The 21217-nt window shown below is 47.7% G+C and carries 14 protein-coding genes and 1 rRNA gene; 12 read left to right on the top strand and 3 right to left on the bottom strand.

Annotation, left to right across the window (positions count from 1 at the left end; genetic code table 11):
* Nucleotides 1–15 precede the first annotated feature (15 nt).
* Nucleotides 16–5196, bottom strand: coding sequence for a PAS domain S-box protein (locus NDI33_RS23505; protein WP_190679418.1), 5181 nt, complete (start codon nucleotides 5194–5196; stop codon nucleotides 16–18).
* Nucleotides 5197–5515: 319 nt separating this feature from the next.
* On the opposite strand from NDI33_RS23505, the gene NDI33_RS23500 reads away from it, so the two are divergent.
* From NDI33_RS23500 to NDI33_RS23485, 4 genes are all read left to right on the top strand, one after another.
* On the top strand, nucleotides 5516–7735 hold the full coding sequence (locus tag NDI33_RS23500) for an AAA family ATPase (RefSeq protein WP_190679377.1): 2220 nt from the start codon (nucleotides 5516–5518) through the stop codon (nucleotides 7733–7735).
* Between the two features lie 41 nt (nucleotides 7736–7776).
* Nucleotides 7777–8067, top strand: coding sequence for a hypothetical protein (locus NDI33_RS23495; protein WP_190425325.1), 291 nt, complete (start codon nucleotides 7777–7779; stop codon nucleotides 8065–8067).
* A 195-nt stretch (nucleotides 8068–8262) separates the two neighbouring features.
* On the top strand, nucleotides 8263–9225 hold the full coding sequence (locus NDI33_RS23490) for a hypothetical protein (RefSeq protein ID WP_190679375.1): 963 nt from the start codon (nucleotides 8263–8265) through the stop codon (nucleotides 9223–9225).
* 238 nt (nucleotides 9226–9463) lie between these two features.
* On the top strand, nucleotides 9464–10450 hold the full coding sequence (locus tag NDI33_RS23485; RefSeq protein ID WP_190679373.1) for a restriction endonuclease: 987 nt from the start codon (nucleotides 9464–9466) through the stop codon (nucleotides 10448–10450).
* A gap of 166 nt (nucleotides 10451–10616) precedes the next feature.
* On the opposite strand, the gene NDI33_RS23480 is transcribed toward NDI33_RS23485, so the two are convergent.
* The gene (locus NDI33_RS23480) at nucleotides 10617–10772 is read right to left on the bottom strand and encodes a hypothetical protein (RefSeq protein WP_190679371.1); all 156 of its coding nucleotides are present in this window, start codon (nucleotides 10770–10772) and stop codon (nucleotides 10617–10619) included.
* Nucleotides 10773–11022: 250 nt separating this feature from the next.
* Here NDI33_RS23480 and NDI33_RS23475 point away from each other — a divergent pair, with 250 nt between their 5' ends.
* The 8 genes from NDI33_RS23475 (at nucleotide 11023) to NDI33_RS23440 (ending at nucleotide 20615) form a co-directional block, all read left to right on the top strand.
* Nucleotides 11023–11442, top strand: a complete 420-nt coding sequence (locus tag NDI33_RS23475; RefSeq protein WP_190415972.1) for a hypothetical protein — start codon at nucleotides 11023–11025, stop codon at nucleotides 11440–11442.
* Nucleotides 11443–11819: 377 nt separating this feature from the next.
* Entirely contained in the window at nucleotides 11820–12767 is a 948-nt protein-coding gene (locus NDI33_RS23470) for a D-2-hydroxyacid dehydrogenase (protein WP_190679369.1), read from the top strand.
* Between the two features lie 568 nt (nucleotides 12768–13335).
* A complete protein-coding gene (locus NDI33_RS23465) occupies nucleotides 13336–14202 on the top strand; it encodes an STAS domain-containing protein (RefSeq protein WP_190434646.1) in 867 nt (288 codons plus the stop codon).
* A gap of 8 nt (nucleotides 14203–14210) precedes the next feature.
* Complete coding sequence (locus NDI33_RS23460; protein WP_190415969.1) at nucleotides 14211–14606, top strand: STAS domain-containing protein; 396 nt, start codon at nucleotides 14211–14213, stop codon at nucleotides 14604–14606.
* Nucleotides 14587–14991, top strand: coding sequence for an anti-sigma regulatory factor (locus NDI33_RS23455; protein WP_190415968.1), 405 nt, complete (start codon nucleotides 14587–14589; stop codon nucleotides 14989–14991). Before NDI33_RS23460 ends, NDI33_RS23455 begins: the two co-directional genes overlap by 20 nt.
* 7 nt (nucleotides 14992–14998) lie before the next feature.
* Nucleotides 14999–16006 (top strand): ATP-binding SpoIIE family protein phosphatase, encoded by a 1008-nt coding sequence (locus NDI33_RS23450; RefSeq protein WP_190415967.1) that lies wholly within the window; start codon nucleotides 14999–15001, stop codon nucleotides 16004–16006.
* Nucleotides 16007–16075: 69 nt separating this feature from the next.
* Nucleotides 16076–18265, top strand: coding sequence for an ATP-binding protein (locus NDI33_RS23445; RefSeq protein ID WP_190679367.1), 2190 nt, complete (start codon nucleotides 16076–16078; stop codon nucleotides 18263–18265).
* On the top strand, nucleotides 18258–20615 hold the full coding sequence (locus tag NDI33_RS23440) for a response regulator (protein ID WP_190679365.1): 2358 nt from the start codon (nucleotides 18258–18260) through the stop codon (nucleotides 20613–20615). The genes NDI33_RS23445 and NDI33_RS23440 overlap by 8 nt, the downstream gene beginning before the upstream one ends.
* A 490-nt stretch (nucleotides 20616–21105) precedes the next feature.
* On the opposite strand, the gene rrf is transcribed toward NDI33_RS23440, so the two are convergent.
* Nucleotides 21106–21217, bottom strand: a 5S ribosomal RNA gene (gene rrf / locus NDI33_RS23435); the annotation flags it as partial.

Genomic DNA, 21217 nt, shown 5'->3' with positions numbered 1-21217 from the left:
TAGTCCTCAAATCATTCAGCGTCTTAGCAAACGCGCGATCGCTTGCACCAATTCTTCCGGTTCGACAGGCTTCGAGATGTGCATCCCAAATCCGGCAGCTAAGGCTTGCTGCTGATTGATTTCTCCAGCATAGGCAGTAAGTGCGATCGCAGGAATCGTGCCTCCCTGTTGGGGCGACCACTTTCTAATTTGCCGAATCAGCGCATAACCATCCATCTCTGGCATCCCAATGTCACATAAGAGCAGATCGGGGACAGATTGATTCAGGTGGGTCAATGCCTGTACACCCGAAGCGGCTGTCGTAACTTCTGCACCAGATTGCGTCAGGGTGAATGCTGCCAACTCCCGCATATCTGCATCGTCGTCCACAACCAAGACCCGAACACCTGCTAAGTCTGTCGCACTTTCTGAATGCCTACGATCGGAAGAGGGTTCCGGCTCAACGAGGTTTAACGGGAGCCGGATGGTAAATGTAGCCCCTAAGTTTTGTCCTAAGCTGTCTGCTTGAACGGTTCCTCCATGCAGTTCGGTAAAATGACGGACGATCGCTAGTCCCAATCCCAATCCGCCGAATTGTCGGGTCGTTGTCCCATCTTCTTGACGGAAGTAGTCAAACACATAGGGTAAGAAGTCTCGACTGATGCCTTTTCCAGTATCTTTGACTTGAATCTGAGCATACGTGCCAACTTGCTCTAGTCGCACTTCGATTCGTCCTCCGCTTGGGGTGAACTTCACGGCATTGGAAAGGAGGTTCCAGACTACTTGTTGCAGGCGATTCGTATCGCCTAAAACCGTTCCTGAAACGGGATTAAATATAGTTTGGATTTGAATGTGTTTGGCTTCGGCTGCTAGTCGTACCGTTTCTAGGGCGGCTTCAATCGTTCCTGCTAGATTTACGGGAGCGACGTTTAACGTCATTTTTCCTTGCAGAATGCGGGAAACATCCAATAAGTCCTCAATTAATTGGGCTTGCAGCTTGGCGTTGCGTTCGATCGTTTCTAGGGCTTGCTGGGTTTTTGTGGCATCGAGTCGCCCAGTTCGGAGCAATTTTGTCCAGCCCAGAATCGGGTTGAGAGGCGATCGCAACTCGTGGGACAACACCGCTAAAAATTCGTCTTTAATCCGGTTAGCGGTTTCTGCTTTTGCGCGATCGCTTTGAGCCGCCCGGTACAACTGAGCATTGTCAATCGCCAAGGAAGCACGACGAGCCAATTCCTCTGCTAGTTGCAAATCTGCCGGGGTATACTGTCGTTCTGATTCGGCGGAGATAAAGGAAATGACCCCTAGAATTCGTGCCTGAGTTCGTAGTGGCACCGTCATTACCGATTTGAATCCCACCTGCCGTAGAATCTCTAAATGCTCTGAATCACGCGCTGCCTGCACCAACACTTCATCAGGAATATCGGGCACTAAATCCGGTTGTCCAGTCCGCAATGTGTATGCAGCACCGCGAGGGTCATCTGGGTTTATCGGATACTTGTCTCTAATCTGATATGCCCATTCCAGCTTGGCAGGGTCGATGTGAGCAACCGCAATCTGCGCGATCGCACCGTTCTCTTCTATCATGTGAACCGTACACCAGTCGGCTAATTCCGGCACCGTAAGCTGTGCGACGCGCTCTAGAGTCGTTTGATAATCGAGTGAGGATGCAAGCACGGCACTCGCCTCAGAGAGAAAGTGTTGGGCAAGCTCTAACCTGACGCGCTCGGTCACATCTACCACATAAACTAAAACCCCTTCGACCTGACCATTTGAGTTAACAGTCGGAAGATAGTAAACGTTGTAGTAACCGGGACGGCGATCGCCGCGTCCGGGAACATTCACCGCAAAGTTTGGTGAAATAAAGGGATTTCCTGTGGTGTAGATCTGATGAAAGACTTCAACTAATTTGGGATCGAATTGCCCAAAAAGTTCTGGAATGGAATGTCCTAAGTGTTGCTCGCGGCTTAATCCATTAATTTCTGCTAATGCTTCGTTGATGGCAATAAATCGCTGCTTTTCATCTAACAGAGCAAGTCCAATGGGTGATGTTTCAAAAATGGTTTCCAGTTGGCGCTGTGCGGCTTCTGCTTCAGAGCGTGCAAGGCGCTCGCGTTCTAACAGTTGTTCTCGTTCTTGTTCTGCTTGCTTGCGCTCCGTCACATCCAGCACCAGCGATAACACCGAAATCATCCGTCCCGATTCGTCCCTGAGACTGGAGTTATACCACTCGCAATGCACAATGTTGCGATCTTCGGTGTAATTGCGGTTGTATGAAAAAATATGGGGTTCTTCACCATAGACCAGCCGTTGGCAGACTTCAGCAACTGCTTCCAGGTCTTCCTCAAAGACAAAAGGTATCTCTGTTAAAGATTTACCCAGCATTTCTTCGGCTTTCCAGCCCAAAATGCGCTCTGCACCAGCAGACCACCGAATGACTTGAAAGTCTCGATTCCATTCAACGACTGCCATAGGAGAGTTTTCAACATGGAAGTTGAGCTTTTGTAGGGCTTGACGCAACGCCTCTTCCGCTTGCTTGCGTTCTGTGATATTTATGACGACACCAATCGAGTGCTTGGGATTTCCCTGAACATCATAAGTAAACTTTCCTCTCGCTTCCACCCAGTGAACCGAGCCATCTGACCAACGTAGGCGATATTCATGGTGATACTCTTTCTTTTGGGCTATCGCTTGCTGAAATTTCGCCTTAGCTTCTGCCAGGTCATCGGGATGGACCCGACTTTCCCAAACTTCATGGCTGGGTTCGCATTCATTCGGTTGTAGACCCAGGACGGTGAAGTGTCCTTCTGACCAAAGCAATGCCTCGGTCTGCATATCCCAGTCCCACGTTCCCATGCGTCCGACCTTGAGCGCGAGTTGCAGATGAGCTTCACTTTCTCGCAATTGTTCTTCTGCCCGCGATCGCTCTACGGCTAGCCAGGTTTTTTGAGCAATTCGCTCCATCTGCACCACATCTTCCTCCGTCCAGCGCCGGGGAGCCACATGGTGCAACACTAACAATGCAACAAATCGCCCTTCTTTCACTAAGGGAACACACACGAGAGATTTGGTTTGAATTGCATCAAAGGCAGCCGCCCCAACTCCGGCTGTCCGAGGATCGCGATCGACATCATCTACGACGATAGTTTTGCCCTGCTTTAATTCAGCAATGAGTTCACGACCAAACGAATCCATGTGATGGCTACCGACGATGCTGACGACACCATTGCAATAGTCGCGATCGACGATGACGTATTCCTGAGTGGAATCAATTTCACCGTAGGTACAGCGAGTGACATTGAAGTGCTCTCCTGCGGAGCGAACCACCCGCCACATAATTTCCTTCGAGTCTTGAATGGCACGAATCGCATCATTCAGTTCAATCAGAAACTGCTGCTGTCGTTCTTTTTCCTGTAGCTCTGCCAGCAGTGACTCAATCTGTTGCCTTGCCCGCACCTGGGCTGTCACGTCCATGTTATAAACCAACACGCCCTGAATGGTTTCCTCCGCATCCCGCCAAGGCGCAAAGATGCAGTTGAAAAATCCTTCTTCCAACACACCATTGCTGTTTCGATCCCAGTAAGCAAGCGACTCATTTCCAATGAACGGTTCTCCCGTTCGGTAAACACGATCGAGCGCTTCAAAGTAAATTTGCCCCTCTAGCTCCGGGAAAACGTCCCGCATTGATTTACCGATAATGTCTGGAGTGCGCCCAGCCACTTGCAGATAAGTTGGATTGGCAAATTCATACACAAGATCGGAACCTTTAACAATTCCAATCATGGCAGGCAATTGCATCAGGATTTCATGCAACCGCTGGCGTTCGCTTTCTGCTTCGAGTCGGGCAGTTTGTTCTCGATCTAAAAGGCGATCGCGTTCTGCTTCGATCTGTTTGCGTTCTGTAATATCAACCGAAACGCCAATCATGCGAACTCCTCGTCCCGTCTCATCCCGATAGACTTGCCCCTGACTGTTGAGCCAGCGCACAACGCCGTCTGGACAAATTACTCGATACTCCGGTGTGTAGGGCTGTTCTCCAGCCATTGCCCCTGCCGTCGCTTGGATCACCTGTTGTCGATCGTCTGGATGAATGAGCGCAACAAACTCTTCTCCCGTCCCTTCATAAAGACCCCAAAAGTCTAGAGCATTAGCAGAACACACCACTCGATTGCTCTGCAAATCCATATCCCAGACAACCGTTTGAGCCGCCGTCAGTGCTAATTGCAGGCGTTCATCGCTTTCTCGGAATGCCTGTTCAATTTGTTTGTAATCGGTCACGTCTTTGAAGATAACGACGGCTGCAATAATCTGTCCCTGGTTATCTAAAATCGGTGCTGAGTTGACGTTAATGAAGACGCGGCTACCATCATCTCGATGAATTTCTATCCCTTCGTTGGTGACGACCTCACCTGTTTTTAGCGATCGCACCAATGGATACTCATGAGGGGCATAGAGCTGACCATTTAAGCGAAAGATTTCACAGGGAATCAGGGGTGCATATTCCTCAAGCTCAAGCAACTGTTCGTAACCATACCCAACAATTTGCTTGGTTTGTTCGTTCGCCAGAGCTAACTTACCAGATGCCGCATCAGCAATCATGACTCCAGCAGGCATTTGTCGCAATACGGCTTCAAATCGGGCGCGTTCAATTTCAAGCTCGTGCAACAACCGTTCTCGTTCTGCCTCCGCTTGCTTGCGATCGCTAACATCTCGAAAATAAATGGCTACCCCTGCCGTCGAGGGATAGGCATTCGCCTCTATCCAACACTGGATCGGTTCCCCAAATTCTTCCCAGGAAACAGGAACCTGTTGTGCCACTGCCCGATGTAGTTCCCCATATGCAATTCCATCGACCAACTCAGGAAAAACCTCGTTCCAAACGTGCTTGCCCAGTAGCTCTTCTGGCGTTTTGTGCAGGATTTGAGCCGCCGCCCGATTCACGTAGGTGTAGCGCCAGTCGCGATCGAAGGCGACAAAAGCATCTGTAATGCTTTCAAGAATCGTTGCAACCTTGTGTTCAGTTTCTTGGGCAGGGAACAACTGTTCGCTTTCAAGAGTGCGGGCAAAGCGTTCAATGACTTCAGAGCGAGAAATTCCTCGCCTGTGAGCCTCTTGATCGAGCGATCGCCATGCTGTATCCGTGAGAGATAGGCTAACCCGTTGTTTCGTCTCTGAGTTCCAATTGCTAACAAACTTGCCTGTGCCGTCGCGCTTCATGAACAGCCATCCGTATACATACACGGTCTTCTCTATTCAATCTGAGTCGCTACGTCAGGAGAATCCGTCTTAAGAGAGATGCTTTGGAGAGAGGGAATACGGATGCGGATGATACCTACGAGAATCGGGCTAGCGTTCCTTCCTTTAGCGCCAAACTCATGCAAATTACGCAAGTGTTCGGCAACAGTTTCGACGAAAAGTGACGACTCTCAAAGAGCCAGAAACCTTTTTGCGACTTGAGCCGAAATCTAATTTCTGGGGAGGTCTAATGGGTTAGTCTATACTGACAGATGGCAATTCCTAGCGGGTGAAGAGAGGCTTGTTCGACCAGCATCGCCAACAATTAGTGGAAAAAGATGCACCCCTGGCTGCGAGGATGCGCCCACGTACTCTTGATGAGTTTATCGGGCAAGACCACATCCTTGGCTCCGGGCGTTTGTTGCGCCGTGCGATTCAAGCTGACCAGCTTTCTTCCCTGATTTTTTTTGGTCCACCGGGTACGGGGAAAACAACTCTGGCTCGGATTATCGCCAATACCACCCGCGCTCACTTCATTGCGATTAATGCCGTCCTTTCTGGGGTAAAAGAAATTCGGGATGCGATCGCTACCGCTCAAAAACGCCAAAAAGAACACACTCAGCGCACAATTCTTTTTGTTGACGAGGTTCATCGCTTCAATAAATCTCAACAGGACGCCCTGCTTCCTTGGGTGGAAAATGGGACGGTGATTCTCATTGGTGCAACCACAGAAAATCCCTATTTTGAAGTTAACAAAGCTCTTGTCAGCCGTTCCCGCATCTTTCAGCTGAAGCCCCTCAATGAAGCTGACTTACGCCGCGTCCTCGAACAGGCACTCGCTGACTTAGAACGCGGTTATGGTCAGCTATCTGTAATCTTAGAGCCGGATGCGATCGCACATTTGGTCAATGTCGCTAACGGTGATGCCCGTTCCTTACTCAATGCCTTGGAATTAGCCGTCGAAACCACACCCCCCGACGAAACTGGAACGATTCGCATTACGCTATCTGTCGCGGAGGAATCGATTCAGCAAAGGGCAGTGCTGTATGACAAGGAAGGAGACGCCCACTTCGATACGATTAGTGCTTTTATCAAAAGTTTGCGGGGTTCCGACCCCGATGCAGCTTTATACTGGCTAGCAAAGATGGTTTATGCCGGGGAAGACCCTCGCTTCATTTTCCGGCGAATGTTGATTATGGCTAGTGAAGATGTGGGACTCGCTGACCCCAATGCCTTAGTCGTCGTTAATGCCTGCGCGAGTGCTTTTGAGTGGGTGGGGATGCCAGAAGGACGCTATCACTTGGCTCAAGCCACGCTTTATCTCGCCAACGCGCCCAAATCTAACAGCACGATGGGATTTTTTGATGCGCTAGCGGTAGTTGAGAAGGAACGGGAGGCAGAGGTACCCAATCACCTGAAAGATGCCAACCGGGACAAGAAAGGATTGGGACATGGTGCAGGCTATCTTTATCCTCACGCCTACCGCGACCACTGGGTAGCACAACAGTATTTACCGAGTAGTTTGCAGGGACAGGTGTTTTATCAACCTTCAACACAGGGATTTGAAGGAGAAATTAAGACGCAGGTGGCGCGTCATCGGGAAGCGCAGTTGGAAGCAGTGGCAGAAGGTGTTTTTATCTCACCCGTTGAAGTGCTAACAACAGGCCCGACTGACCGCACAGTTGACCGTTGGTTGCAGCGCACGTTGAGTCAGATTGGCGAGCAACTTGCAGGGATACGCGATCGCATTTTCACCCTTGCACAACTTCAGCGTCACCATGTCATTTTGGACTTAAATGCCGGGAGTGGTTTACTCACCTTTGAAGCTTTGCGTCGCGTGCCAGAAGGTGGCGTTTATGCCTGTACTCGCACTGCTGATGAAGCAAAGGCGCTCCAAGAGCAAGTGGTAGCGCTTCCAGAACTCAATCGTCCCGTCCTATTGAGTGCTACCTTAACCCAATTGCCAAAGGTTTTAGCTGCCCAATCCTCTGATATCCGATTTGACTGCATCATCGGGCGAAATGCACTTATCCACGAACCGGATAAAGCAGCAGCAGCCAAATGGTTAGCCCAATTACTGCAACAGTCGGGCGTTTTGGTACTTGCAGAAACAGTGCCACGCCACACGCAACGGCTTTATCGTTTGCTCGAAAAGTCGAAACCCAATGCCGACTTATACCAGCGATTAGTGGCAGCGGAAGAGGCAATTTACAGCGACACGTCAGATCCAATGGTTAACTGGGATGCGTTTGATTTGAGAAAAGCTTTCGAGTCGGCGGGATTGGTGGTTGAAGTGACTGAGGAGCGATCGCAAACCTCTATGCATATTACACCAGCCTTAATTGACCGCTGGTTCGCAACGACTTCTGTAACGAATAGACCCTCCTATGCGGCGCATTTGGCGAAGCACCTCCAAGAACAAGAAATTCGGACTATAAAAGAGCTATTTATCCGCTCCCTGCTTCATCAGACCGTTAATTGGGAAAGCGCGATCGCTTTTGTACAATCTTCGTTATCGTAGGGGACGTGACGGATTTCCGATTCATTTCGAGTATTTAGATTATGGAAGAAGTTCTTCAGATACTCAAAAAAGTCATTCTAGGGCTAGTTGGTGGTGGAGCGGCGTTATTAGCTTTCTATATGGCACTGTTTACTTCGATTATGGTTCTGGTTCCTACCAGTTCTCCTAATCAGCTAGAAGAATGGACAAACACTGTGGTCACAGTGTTTGGTATCAAAATGACTCTACTCTGGATGCAACGCTTAAAAGGGGCTGCCATTGGTATGGGTATTGTCCTTCCCCTTGCTGCCATTGCTTGGTTTTCACTCCGAACATTAATTAAGCAACAGTAGTAACAACGAGTAATTTGTAATCAGACAGCAGTTAAACAAAACAGCGGTTAAGTTTTCAATGGTCAACCTAATTTATGGGCTTTGTTGCGGTAGCACTAGCGATTTTACCTTGATTCTGTCACTTAAAAAAAGCACTTCTTCCTATAAATTAGGCTAAAAAGAAGTAGACATCTACTGAAAAAAGGAGCTAAATTCATGAATCAATCTATTTCTAGATTAGTAGATAACCTGCCAAGTAGCAGCATGACCGTTTATATGCTGCGATCGCTCGATTATGTCGTTCCCGGTGAGTGGCAAAACTTGGTGGGATTTGAAAATACTATCCGTGCGGTGACAGGTGTTACCGACAAAGGTCTGATTGAGGAGATTGGCGAAAGAGCGATCGCGCTGTACAACGATCCAACCCAGAGTTATCAACAAACCTTATGGCTTTACCAAACAATTGATCGTGCCGATAGCGCTATCGGTGCAGCAGCACTGGCGAACAAAGTTGGCGAGAAAATCAGTTTTCTGAATTTTTTAAACCAGCTTACTCCCAAAGCGGATACCGTACAAGCGATTGATTTGTCCCTAAAGCTGGTTGTCGAGTTGATTGCCTTTTGTCGGTTGCACGGCATTCCTACCAGCATTGAAGCATTTAGAACTTCTTTAGGAAACTATCACAACGAATCCATAATGCGAATGGCTGCGCTAGTTGCTGTTGATGGATTGATTCCGCTTGGCCCCAACTTCATCCTCAAAGCTCAATCTATTCTTAGCCAGGTCAATCCTTCGCAATTAGAAGGAAATACGACCTATCAGAGTATCAACAGTGCAATCCCTGGCGGTACTACGGCTGGAAAATTAGGCTTCATCGGTGAGAGTTTTGCCTCAGTTAACGGCTGGATGAATAACTTTGTTGTATCTCGCGGGTTAACACAAGAAAATGTTTTGGGGCACTTACAACAGTTTATGAATACGGCTGATAGTAAGTTGGATTATCTAGCTGCATTCCTAGATATGTCAACCAATTACTACGAGCATACGGGTACGCAAACTGTGGCTCGAAATTTGATTTTACGAGCAGCCGAACAAACTGAAGGTAAAGGTAAAGGTAAAGACAAAAAGAAAAAGCACAAGGACAAAGAAAAGGAAAAAGGTAAAAAAAAGAAAGATTAACCAGAGTGCGATCGCTCCTCATTCTGTCAAATGGAGACAAGTACAGGCATCAAACGAGGAATAGAGAGTATAGAGCATGGTCGAACACGCCCTATTGAGGAGTTAGGGCAGGAAATGCTGTAAAAATAGGCTTTCAAGTTAGAACAACTAAGACGGTAGAACAGCAAATAGAGGCAAATTACCTGTTTGTTAACATACACATTACTATCAAGATTTGACCTTGCAGAAATATCTTACCATGACGCAATCAGAAGAAATATCCGTCTCATTAGATATGATTCGCACTGACAGTGATATTGAATCTAAAGAAAAACAACATATATGTATAATTAAACATTTTGCCAAAGTTATGCGAGATGGTGACGATTATCCATCAGTTATATGCTTTTTTGATGGCAAGCATTACAGACTTATTTACGGTATTAATCTTTTGAAAGCTGCTGAATTAGCGGGACAGAAGACTATCCTAGTAGATGTTCATTCTAACCCGTATATTTATCCACGCAAAAATGACGATAAGGGTAGGACTGTTAAGAAGGTACTATCCCTACTAGAGGCAATGGGTGAAGATGAGAAATTGAACTGGTCAACCTATAAAATTGCTGCTATATGTTGTGTTAGCGAGCGCACAGTCTGTAATTGGATCAAGAAATGTGGCTACGAAGCTCCCGAAGTAATTCAAGCATGGAATAGACACGGTGCAAAAAGAGATTACCAAGTTAATACACATAACATTCGTCAAAGCAATCAATCAAAATCAAAAGCAAATGGATTTAATTGGACTGCTATTAATGACAAGCAATTTGAAGAAATTGTGTATGAACTAGTCAAGTCTTATAATCTAAATTATATCGATTGGAGAACTGGAACAGGTGGTAAGGGCAGAGATATAGAGGCTAAGTTCAAAATAAATGGTGGCTTGGATGAAGAGAGGGAAGAACTCTACTTTATTGAAGCCAAGCACTTTAAAAAAGGCGTAAACTGGGTACATCTTTCAAATGCATTTACTTGGGCAGAAAAATTCAAGCCTTCAGTTTTTGTTATTGCTGTTTCAAGTCATTTAGCTAATAATTGTAGAGATGAAATATCAGCTTGGGAAAAGATTCATTCATATATTCATGTTATTCGTTGGGATCGAAAAAATATTCAAGAATTAGTTTTATCTAAACCAGCTGTCAAAAATCTAGCTGTAAAGTTAAAACTAATACCTAAATCTATGCAATGACAATTGCCTTAAACTTTTAGTGAGATCGCCTACCGCCGTAGCTTGGGTTGACGCTCTTGTAAGCCAACGCCCACTTCCGTCCAATATCTACGCCAAAGGCAGCAATCGCATTTCAGCATTGGTGAGGATAGCGATCGCTTAATTTATCAATCGCGCTATATCCCAATTAGTCTGCCTCAGAAATGCAGTCGCTAAAGATGGCATTCAAGCCAAATCTAGGGAAAAATTGGCTCTGTTGAACTAAAACGTAGCGCTCATCGTGGAACTGATAAATTTCAATTTTCTGTCGGCGGATGCTCCAATGATCATTGTTACGATGCATTCGCCGGTGATGACTGCCAACAAGACTAACGGGGAAAAGAACTCACGAGAAAAGATGCTTCTGCGGATGGAGATTCCCTACACTTAGCAGAAGTGAGAGTGGGATGCGATCGCTCTCTAGAAATCCTCAAGAGAATTTGATTCTTTCTGTTGCCACTCGATTTTATACATCGCACCACTATTTTGCGCCATTTTGTAGACTTTAGGTAAGCCACTCAAAGTGGCGGCTTACTGAGTAAAGAAGCATTACCATGTCTGAAACTCAACCAGTACCAGAAAAAACCAATGCTGCTCCCACCGTACAGAATTCTCCACAACTCAAGCCGGGAGGAATTCTCAGCAATTGGAAAACCAGAGTCGGGATTATCGCTACGGCAGTCATTGCTGTTGTTTTTGGCTTGTTTGTTCTCGGTTTCTTTTGGCAGCACATGATTGCAGGGATGGGTATGAGGTCTTGGTCTAGCCATGCGCGTGCCACACCGATTGAGTGCATGATTAAGGACACGAACAATGATGGTTATGTGAGCTGTAGCGCCATGCTAGGCGGCGAAGTCGTACCACTTGAGTGTGGAGCCAACATATTAAATATTGGCTGCCGAGTGAATTATGGTGCGGCGGCTGCCCCTCCCGTGCGTCCATTCAATCTGCCAAATGTTCGCGGAAGTTCCTGAAATTCTAAGAAACTTTTGCCCAAAGTTTCTTGGAGATAGCGCTTAACATCTCAAACTAGGCGTTGCTGAATCGCGATCGCAGATGGTTTGGCGTACACACTCTACTCTACTGGAGACTAAGTAGAACGAATTTCGTGCAGAATTCTGCAACAACAGAAGACATAACCCTCCGATATTGAGGAGAGTTTACACCAAACTATTTGCGGTTCTCGCCCCAAGCTCACCAAACCATCTGCGGTTGAATCAAACACAGCCTAAAGACTAAAACCCTTGCGTGTCGTCACTTCCCCCCACTTCCCGCATACATAGTCCAGAAGTCACCAAACCATCTGCGGTCACGCGATGGATGGCGAATTCATTCCGATATCAGACCAAATATGAAACTAATAATCCCTACCGAAATTGCATCTGATATCGAGCCGCGTTTACCTCCCAATTTACAGGTGGTACGTGTGGATAGTGAGGGCAATCTTGACGGCGATGCCAGCGATGCTGAAGTTTATTTCAACTGGATTCTGCTAAAACCAACTACTTTGCATAAAGTTCTCGCGGCTGCACCCGCGCTGCGTTGGCAGCACACCCCTAGTGCCGGGGTAAATCACATTCTGACACCAACGTTTTTGGGACGGGGGATTACGCTCACGAATGGCGCAGGGGTTCATGCAATTCCGATTGCGGAATTTGTCCTGATGTTTATGCTCTATCATGCGAAAAATTTACCTCAACTACAAGCATTTCAAGCTGAACGTAATTGGGGGAGAGGCATAAAACTCAAAGAGTTGAAAGATGCAACTTTGCTAATTATTGGTGCGGGAAGTATTGGCGTCGCGATCGCGCAACGTGCGTCATCTTTTGGCATGAGAGTTTGGGGTAGCCGTCGCCATCCCGAACCGCTACCGGAGTTTGACAAAGTCGTGAGTGCAACTGAATGGCGATCGCTGCTTCCGGAAGCTGATTATGTCGTCGTTAGCACACCTTTGACACCGGAGACGAAAGGCACGATGGACGCAGCAGTTTTTCAAGCCATGCGTCCATCTGCCTTTTTCATTAATATTGCTAGAGGTGCAATCGTCGATGAAGCTGCATTGCTGACTGCTCTTCGAGAAGGCTGGATTGCAGGCGCTGCATTAGACACTTTTTCCGCAGAACCCTTACCGCCAGATAGTCCTTTTTGGTCTCTGCCTAACGTCTTTATTTCACCCCACTGTTCGGCAGATTCGCCACAAACTTACCAGCGATCCTTAGAACTGTTTTTGGATAATTTGAGCCGCTATCAAGCTGGTTTACCGCTGCGAAATGTAGTGGATAAGCAAGTGGGTTACTAATATTTTTCCCACTCATCCTCTGCAATTAGCAATTCGAGATTCTCAAAACTTCCTGACTCTCACTGCTGCTTTAGCACAAAAGTTCTCAATAGAGGGCTTGTAGCGAGTGCGAAGACGTGAAGATGCTTGCTTAGGACTTGTGTAACTGTCACAGAGCAGTTTATAGGGTGCCTTCGCGCGATCGCCTTGGTTCAATTACAGTTGATTACGCAACGCAACAGGACGCACTCAGCAACCTTTAGCCTAGATGATGGGTATGATTTCTAGGCTGGCTTACAGATTTTAGGGCGAACCATAAGCGTAGGAACGTGACGGTGAAACTTCGGTAACACGTACTTATTTTGTCCCGCCTTATCCTTATAATTAATCTTGGTCAATCAGCCTTTCAGGGACTACCTCATACTGCCTAGTTCGTCAACTAGATTTTCTTAACGATAAAAAAGTACATCTAGGGATTCTCGCAACGAAAGCTGTTCAATGGCTCCACTGAGCTAGTTAGCCGAAAAGCCTAAATCGTTGACTTGTACAATAATTTGCCAAATACAGGCTAAAACAAGGGGCCGTTAATATGAACTTGAGCGGCAAAAGTAAGATTCCGAAAATTCTCCAAACCGATCAATCCCAACTGCTAACAGACTGGATCTCAGAGCAAATAACTGCTGGTATCCGCAAAGACCTAATTAAGGAAATAGAGCTGCGTGAAGAATGCAGAGAATTCCTGGACTTGTTCTCGGCATCTGTCCAGCAGGGTAACTTCACCGACATTAAATCGACTGAATGGCGTAGCGTGCGCGAGATGCTTGGCTCGATTTCGCGATCGCGCAGCCAGAAAGGCTTCACGCCATCAGAAACCGCAACTTTTGTTTTTTCTTTGAAGCAACCTTTGTTCAGCCGCTTGCGCCTAGAACTTGCACAGGATAGCGAAAGCCTTCTGGAAGAGATTTGGTCAGTTACGACTCTGTTGGACAAGCTTGGACTCTGGACAACTGAGAGCTATCAGAAAGCCCGCGAGGAAGTGATCCTGCGCCAACAAGAGGAGCTGATGGAACTTTCAACGCCGGTCGTGAAACTGTGGGAAGGCATTTTAGCCCTACCCATCATTGGCACCCTCGATAGCGCCCGCACCCAAGTGATGATGGAGTCCCTCTTGCAGAAGATTGTAGAGACGGGTTCGGAAGTCGCCATCATTGATATTACGGGAGTGCCCACCGTTGATACTCTCACCGCTCAGCACTTACTTAAGACAGTCACTGCGGCTCGTCTAATGGGCGCTGATTGCATCCTGAGCGGGATTCGGCCCCAGATTGCTCAAACGATTGTCTACTTGGGCGTGGATCTGGCTGATGTGATCACCAAGGCTTCTCTATGCGACGCATTTGCTTTGGCGCTGAAGCGAACTGGAGCCACGATCTCTCGCGCCCAAACACGCACTTAAGGAGTTTTATGGAACGTATCCCCATATTACAAATGGGTGAATTCCTGCTAGTGACGATTCAGGTCGATATGCACGATCGCCTAGCGATCGCTTTGCAAGATGACCTGACCGACCGCATTAGCCAAACAAGTGCCCGTGGTGTGCTGATAGATATTTCAGCACTGGAGATCGTTGATTCTTTTATTGGACGGATACTGGGAAATATTGCCAAGATGTCGCGAGTACTTGATGCTGAAACGGTTGTTGTAGGTATGCAGCCAGCAGTCGCCATCACTTTAGTAGAGTTAGGACTCTCCTTAACCGGCATTCGCACAGCCTTAAACGTTGAAAAGGGAATGTCCCTCCTGCATAAATCGTTGGAGGCTTCTCCTAGGGGGAGCATAGATGGTCTTGCAGAGGTCTGAAACGATAAGCATCCAGTCTTCGGCAGACGTTGTGCTAGTACGGCAAGCCGTGCGTCAGTTTGCCCTAGGACTGGGTTTTAGCCTAATAGACCAGACTAAAATCGTGACAGCGGCGAGCGAGCTGGCACGCAACACCCTGGACTATGGCGGCGGCGGGACGGTGCAACTGGAAGCCCTAGAGGAGGGACTCCGTCGGGGTCTGCGGCTAACTTTTGAAGACAGTGGGCCAGGAATTCCGGATATCGATCTGGCGCTCAAAGATGGCTTCACAACCGGAAACGGGCTGGGGATGGGTTTGAGTGGGTCAAAGCGCCTGGTGAACGAATTCAATATCGTTTCCCGTGTCGGAGAAGGCACAAAAGTCACTATTACAAAGTGGAAGTGAGTTAATTATGAATGCTCCGGTCGCCTTACCCATTTTAGAGTCTAGTCAGGCTGGTGAAGCGAGACGAATAGCCCTCGCGATCGCGACTCGTCTCGGCTTCAACGAAACTGAGCGGGGGCAGGTTGGTATTGTCGTTACTGAGATCGCCAATAACCTGGTTCTGCACGCTAAAGACGGTCTGTTGCTGCTACAGCCTTTAAGCAAAAACGAGATAACGGGTATAGAAATCCTAGCCTTGGACAAAGGGCCAGGGATCAGCAATATCCAGGAGTGTCTGCGCGACGGTTTTTCTACAGCAGGGACGCCTGGAAATGGTTTGGGGGCAGTTAGCCGCCTTTCTGCTTTTTTTGAGATTCATTCTGTTCCCAACGTGGGTACAGCTTTATTAAGTCACCTCTGGGCTTGCCCAGAAGTGGCAAACCAATCGACCAACAATCTAGAGATTGGCGTGGTGTGCCTCCCGATGGCAGGGGAGGAGGTATCGGGTGATGGGTGGGCAACCGACCAACAGCCCGGTCGCAGTCTGCTATTAGTCGCAGATGGTTTGGGTCACGGCCCTCTAGCCGCCCAGGCGTCCCTAGAAGCCATTCAGATATTTCGAGAGAATGTCCGCAAAAGTCCCGCAGAGATTATTGAAGCGGCTCACGTAGCCCTGCGGAGTACTCGTGGAGCCGCTTTAGCGATCGCAGAAGTAGACTTTAAAACTCTTGTCGTTCGTTTTGCTGGAGTTGGTAATATCGCTGGCAGCGTTTTTTCTCCCGCAGGAAGCTACAGCATGGTTTCCCACAATGGCACTGTGGGGCATGAAGTCCGTAAAATCCAGGAATTTGTCTATCAGTGGCCTCAAGGAGGGCTTTTGGTGATGCATTCCGATGGGTTGAGTACACAGTGGCGATTGGATCGCTATGCTGGTCTCATAACCAGACATCCTAGCCTGATCGCTGGAGTTTTGTACCGGGATTTCTACCGAGGTCGCGATGACATCACTGTGCTGGTTGCTCGCGAAGAAGACTGAAGGCTAAAGGAGTACAGCAGGGGCCGATGAACAATAAATAACAAGCGATTAGCCATTAGCAATTGACCAATGACCAATCTTCTTACGATAGAAATACGATTTGAGCAAGATGTCGTGATGACCCGTCAGCAGGCACGCCAGATTGCTCAAGCTTTGGGGTTTGACTCGCAGGATCAGACGCGCATTGCCACTGCTGTATCGGAAATTGCCCGCAACGCCTTCCAATATACCCGTGGGGGAAAAATAGAGTTTCGGGTGGAAGGCGAATTGCCTCAGAGCTTGGTGATATGCATTCGTGACCAAGGGCCGGGCATCGCCAATCTGAAGAGCATTCTGGATGGGCAGTATAAATCAAAAACCGGAATGGGTTTAGGCATTATTGGCACCAAGCGGCTGATGGATCGGTTTCATATCGCGTCCACGCCAGGGCAGGGAACAGAGGTGCTGATGGAAAAAACCTTGCCAAAGCGGGCACCGAGCTTGACAGCAAAGCGCTTGGCGCAAATTGCTGATGAGTTGGCGATGCGAGGGTCTCAAAATCCCTTTGAGGAAATTCAGCAACAAAACCAAGAACTACTTCGCACTCTAGCGGAACTCGAAAAGCGTCAAGCCGAATTGGCGCAGGTCAATCGCGAGCTAGAGGATACTAATCGGGGTGTTGTGGCATTATATGCCGAGTTAGACGAAAAAGCAGTTTCTTTACAGCGAGCCAATGAACTCAAAACTCGCTTCCTCTCTAATATGAGCCATGAGTTTCGCACGCCGCTCAACTCGATTATGTCTCTCTCTCGACTGCTGCTAGATCGGATGGATGGTGAATTGACACCCGATCAAGAACAGCAAGTGACGTTTATCCGTCAATCGGCTGAAGGACTCTCGGAGTTAGTGAACGACCTTTTGGACTTGGCAAAGGTCGAGGCAGGAAAAATTGTGGTTCATCCAAATGCGTTTGAAGTTAGCGAGCTATTCGCTACTCTTCGAGGAATGCTGCGCCCACTTCTTAGCGATAATTCCTCAATTTCTCTTGTTTTTGAAGAACCTGTTGGCTTTCCCCCACTCTACAGCGATGAGGGGAAGGTTGCCCAAATTTTGAGAAATTTTATTTCTAATGCATTGAAATATACCGAAAGAGGTGAAGTTCGCATCAGAGCTGAACTGGACAAAAACACTGTCGTCTTCTCGGTGGCTGATACAGGTATCGGAATTGCGCCTGAGGATACTGAACGGATCTTTGAGGAATTTATTCAGGTAAATTCTCACCTTCAAAAGCGGGTTAAAGGAACAGGTCTAGGACTGCCCCTTTCGCGGAAGTTAGCCGAGTTACTGGGAGGGAGTGTCTCCATCAAAAGCTTACAAGGGGTAGGTTCCACGTTTTTCGCCACCATACCGCTCATTTACCGGGGTGAGGGTGATATAGAGGAGGTATCTGAACCTGATGCTCCTTTGCAGTTAGATGCGACTCGCTATCCAGTATTAGTTGTAGAAGATAACCCAGAAACACTGTTCATTTACGAGAAGTATTTTGCGGGGTCGAGCTATCAAATTTTCCCAGCGCGATCGCTCAAGCAAGTAAAACAAGCATTTCAAATGTTTAAGCCACGAGCTGTGCTATTAGACATTTTGCTTGAGGAGCAAAATACTTGGGATTTCCTTTCAGAGATGAAAGGAAACGCTTCGACACGAGATATCCCGATCGTTGTTATCACTGTTATTGACAACGAAAAGAAAGCTCGTGCTTTAGGTGCAGATGCCTTTTTTGTGAAACCAGTAGAACGATTATCGCTTCTTGAAAAACTTAATACTTTAGTCAAACAAGAGCATTTACAAAAAGTTTTGATTATTGACGATGACCCAGCATCCCACTATCTACTAAAGCAATATTTAGCCGATTTTACGGGTCGCAGCACTCGTGAAAAATGTTTTAATTTTAAGATAATTGAGGCAACTTCAGGGGACGAAGGTATCCGTCACGCCCGCCTAGAAAATCCTTCTTGCATTTTTCTCGACCTAGTTATGCCAGATATGAGCGGGTTCGAGGTTTTGGAACAGATGAAAGCCGATCCAGCTACTAAAAATATTCCGGTAATTATTAATACTTCAAAGCTTCTTGAACCAGAGGAACGCTCGATACTTGTTGAAAGCACAGTAGCGATTCTCTCAAAAGAAAACTCATCCCGTGAAGAAGCGATCGCTCTTGTCCGAGAAGCACTTCTTTTAGCTGGGCTAGTTCTAGAGCCTGGAGAGGCTGCTCATGTCTGACCGCACCCTTGTCACGATCTTGCACGTAGACGACAATGAAACGAACCGCTATGTCGTCAGTCGAATGCTTCGGAAAGAGGGGTATAAGGTTCAAGAGGCTGCCACTGGCGAAACGGGTCTACAATTAGTAGCGCAACAACCGCCTGACTTAATTATCCTTGACGTGCAGCTTCCTGATATTAATGGGTTTGAGGTCTGCCACCGGCTCAAGGCAAATCCTGCTACTTCCTCAATTCCTGTCCTGCATCTGTCTGCTAGTTTTGTTGAGAGTAAAGACAAGGCACAAGGGTTAGAGAGTGGTGCAGATGGCTATCTAGCCCAGCCGGTGGAGGCAATCGAGTTGCTCGCTACTGTGAAAGCTTTGCTCCGCATCCGAGAAGCTGAAGAATCGGCAATGGCTTTGGCGAAAGAGTGGCAAACGACATTCAATGCCATGAAAGATGGTGTTTGTTTACTAGATCACCGTGGCAGAATCTTGCGAACTAACAGCGCCATGACGAATCTTCTGAAAAAACCGTTCGGAAAGATCGAGGGTTGCTTTTATCAGGAGGTAATGCACGATATCCTGGGCTGTGTCGAGGTCACTCCCTTAACTCGTGTCCAAGAAACCCGTCGTCGCGAGAACGAGGAGCTACGGTGTGGTGAACGATGGTTTTCTGTAACCACAGATCCCGTGTTCGACGAGAGTGGAGTTTTTACGGGTGCCGTGTATATCGTAGCTGACATCACAGATCGCAAGTGGGCATCAGAAGCGCTGCGAACCAGCGAAGAACGGTTTCGCTTGTTATTAGAAAATGTAAAGGACTACGCGATTTTCTTCATCGACCCAGACGGGCGTGTTATTCGTTGGAGCATTGGAGCAGAGCGCATTTTCGGTTATCAGGAAGCCGAAATCCTCGGTCAATCTGCCTCAATTATCTATATACCTGAAGACCTAGAACTCGGTGCAGACAAGCAAGAACTGGAAACGGCAGTAATAGAAGGTCGTGCTGAAAATGAACGCTGGTACCTGCGTAAGGACGCCACCCGTTTCTGGGCAAGTGGCATCGTAACGCCCTTACGAGATGAGACTGGGCAGCTACGAGGCTTTTCTAAAATCATGCGTGACTTCACTGAACGGAAGCAAGTTGAAGACGAACGCAACCAACTACTCGTTGCGGAACAGGAAGCACGCACCGCGGCGGAGTCAGCAAACCGGATGAAGGACGAGTTTTTGGCAACACTGTCTCACGAACTGCGATCGCCCCTCAATGCAATGCTAGGGTGGGTTCAATTACTCAATACCCGCAAATTTGACGAGGCGACTACTGCGCGGGCGATGGAGACCATTGAACGCAGTGCTAGGGCACAAGCTCAGCTGGTGGAGGATTTGCTGGATGTTTCCCGCATCATTCAGGGCAAGTTACGCCTAAATGTCCGCCCAATTGAGCTTGCTTTGGTTGTTGAGGCGGCGGTTGATACTGTCCGCCCGGCGGCTGATGCTAAGGCTATTCGACTCCAAAGTGTACTCGATCCGGCAGCAGGCCCGGTTGCCGGTGACTCAGACCGCTTACAGCAGATAATTTGGAATCTATTATCCAATGCAATCAAGTTCACACCTAAGGAAGGGCGAGTTCAGGTTCGCCTCGAACGGATTAACTCCCATGTTGAAATAACAGTAATCGATACAGGACTTGGCATTAACTCTGACTTTGTGCCCTATGTCTTCGACCGCTTTCGTCAAGCTGATAGTTCTATTACCCGGTCATACAGCGGGCTTGGTCTTGGTCTAGCGATTGTACGCCACTTGGTAGAGCTACACGGTGGCACAGTTCGTGCAGAAAGTCAAGGTGAGGGGCAGGGAGCGACATTTATCGTAAAGCTTCCTCTGATGCCTGTCCGTATGGAGACAAGTGAGGGAGAGCGGGTACACCCAACGGTTGGGCGGGGAGTTTCATTTAACAATCCGCCTTCGTTAGATGGCTTACAAATACTCGTCGTAGACGATGAGGTTGATTCGCGCGTGTTTGTCACAACGCTATTGGAACAGTGCGGAGCTTCTGTGTGTGCCGTTGGATCGGCTGATTCAGCGATTGAAGCGATAAAAATTTTTAAACCAGATGTTCTATTGAGTGATATCGGGATGCCTGGAGAGGATGGCTACACATTGATTCGTAGAGTACGGGCATTGAACGTAGAAGAGGGGGGACGAACTCCTGCTGTTGCTCTAACAGCATACGCTAGGGCTGAAGATAGGATGCGAGCGATCGCTGCCGGATTTCAAATGCACATCCCTAAACCTGTGGAACCTTCTGAATTAGCAACCATTGTAGCGAGTCTTGCTGGACGAACAGGAATTCATGAAGTGTGAAGTCAACGGCAGTCAGTAAATCCTCTAAGACTCGACTTTCTACAATGAACGGTTCCACTGAGTTAAGTTTTTAAGTATCAGAACAACAAGTGCCTACTTCACTGTTCCGAGGGAAGGTTGACTCAGAAAGCCTGAAGTAGGCTGAAAAGACAAGTTGCAAGTCGAGAGGAGTTGGTGATTGTGGATAGAAATAGATGGAGAAGCGTCCAAGCAAGGGAGGGCAAGTAAGCTGAAAAATCTACAGAAATATTCAGCACCCCCCGTTAATTGTTCAGGGGAGATGCTTTGTTTTGCCAAATAGATGACTTTTGTCAAAAATTTGAACCGCAGTGGCAGCAAAAGCTACTGATGCATGACCTCAAGACTCGGAAGCGACAATATTCAGAGAGAGTAGCCCCAAAATAGCATTTACTAACATTAGCTCAATCCTATAATAAAGGGTCGCTCTTGAAGAGCGACCCTTTATTATAGTCAATCTAACTAAAAATCAACCTGGCACTGAGCTATTTTCCCAGGCAGTCACCCACCGAGTATCTTCGCCGCAGTTGCGTTTCACCTCCGAGTTCGGGATGGAGTCGGTGTGGTTCCACAACGCTAGTAGC

The sequence above is a fragment of the Trichocoleus sp. DQ-A1 genome, assembly GCF_039961955.1.
Taxonomy (GTDB): domain Bacteria; phylum Cyanobacteriota; class Cyanobacteriia; order Cyanobacteriales; family FACHB-T130; genus FACHB-T130.
This window is presented reverse-complemented; position numbering and strand designations above follow the sequence as displayed.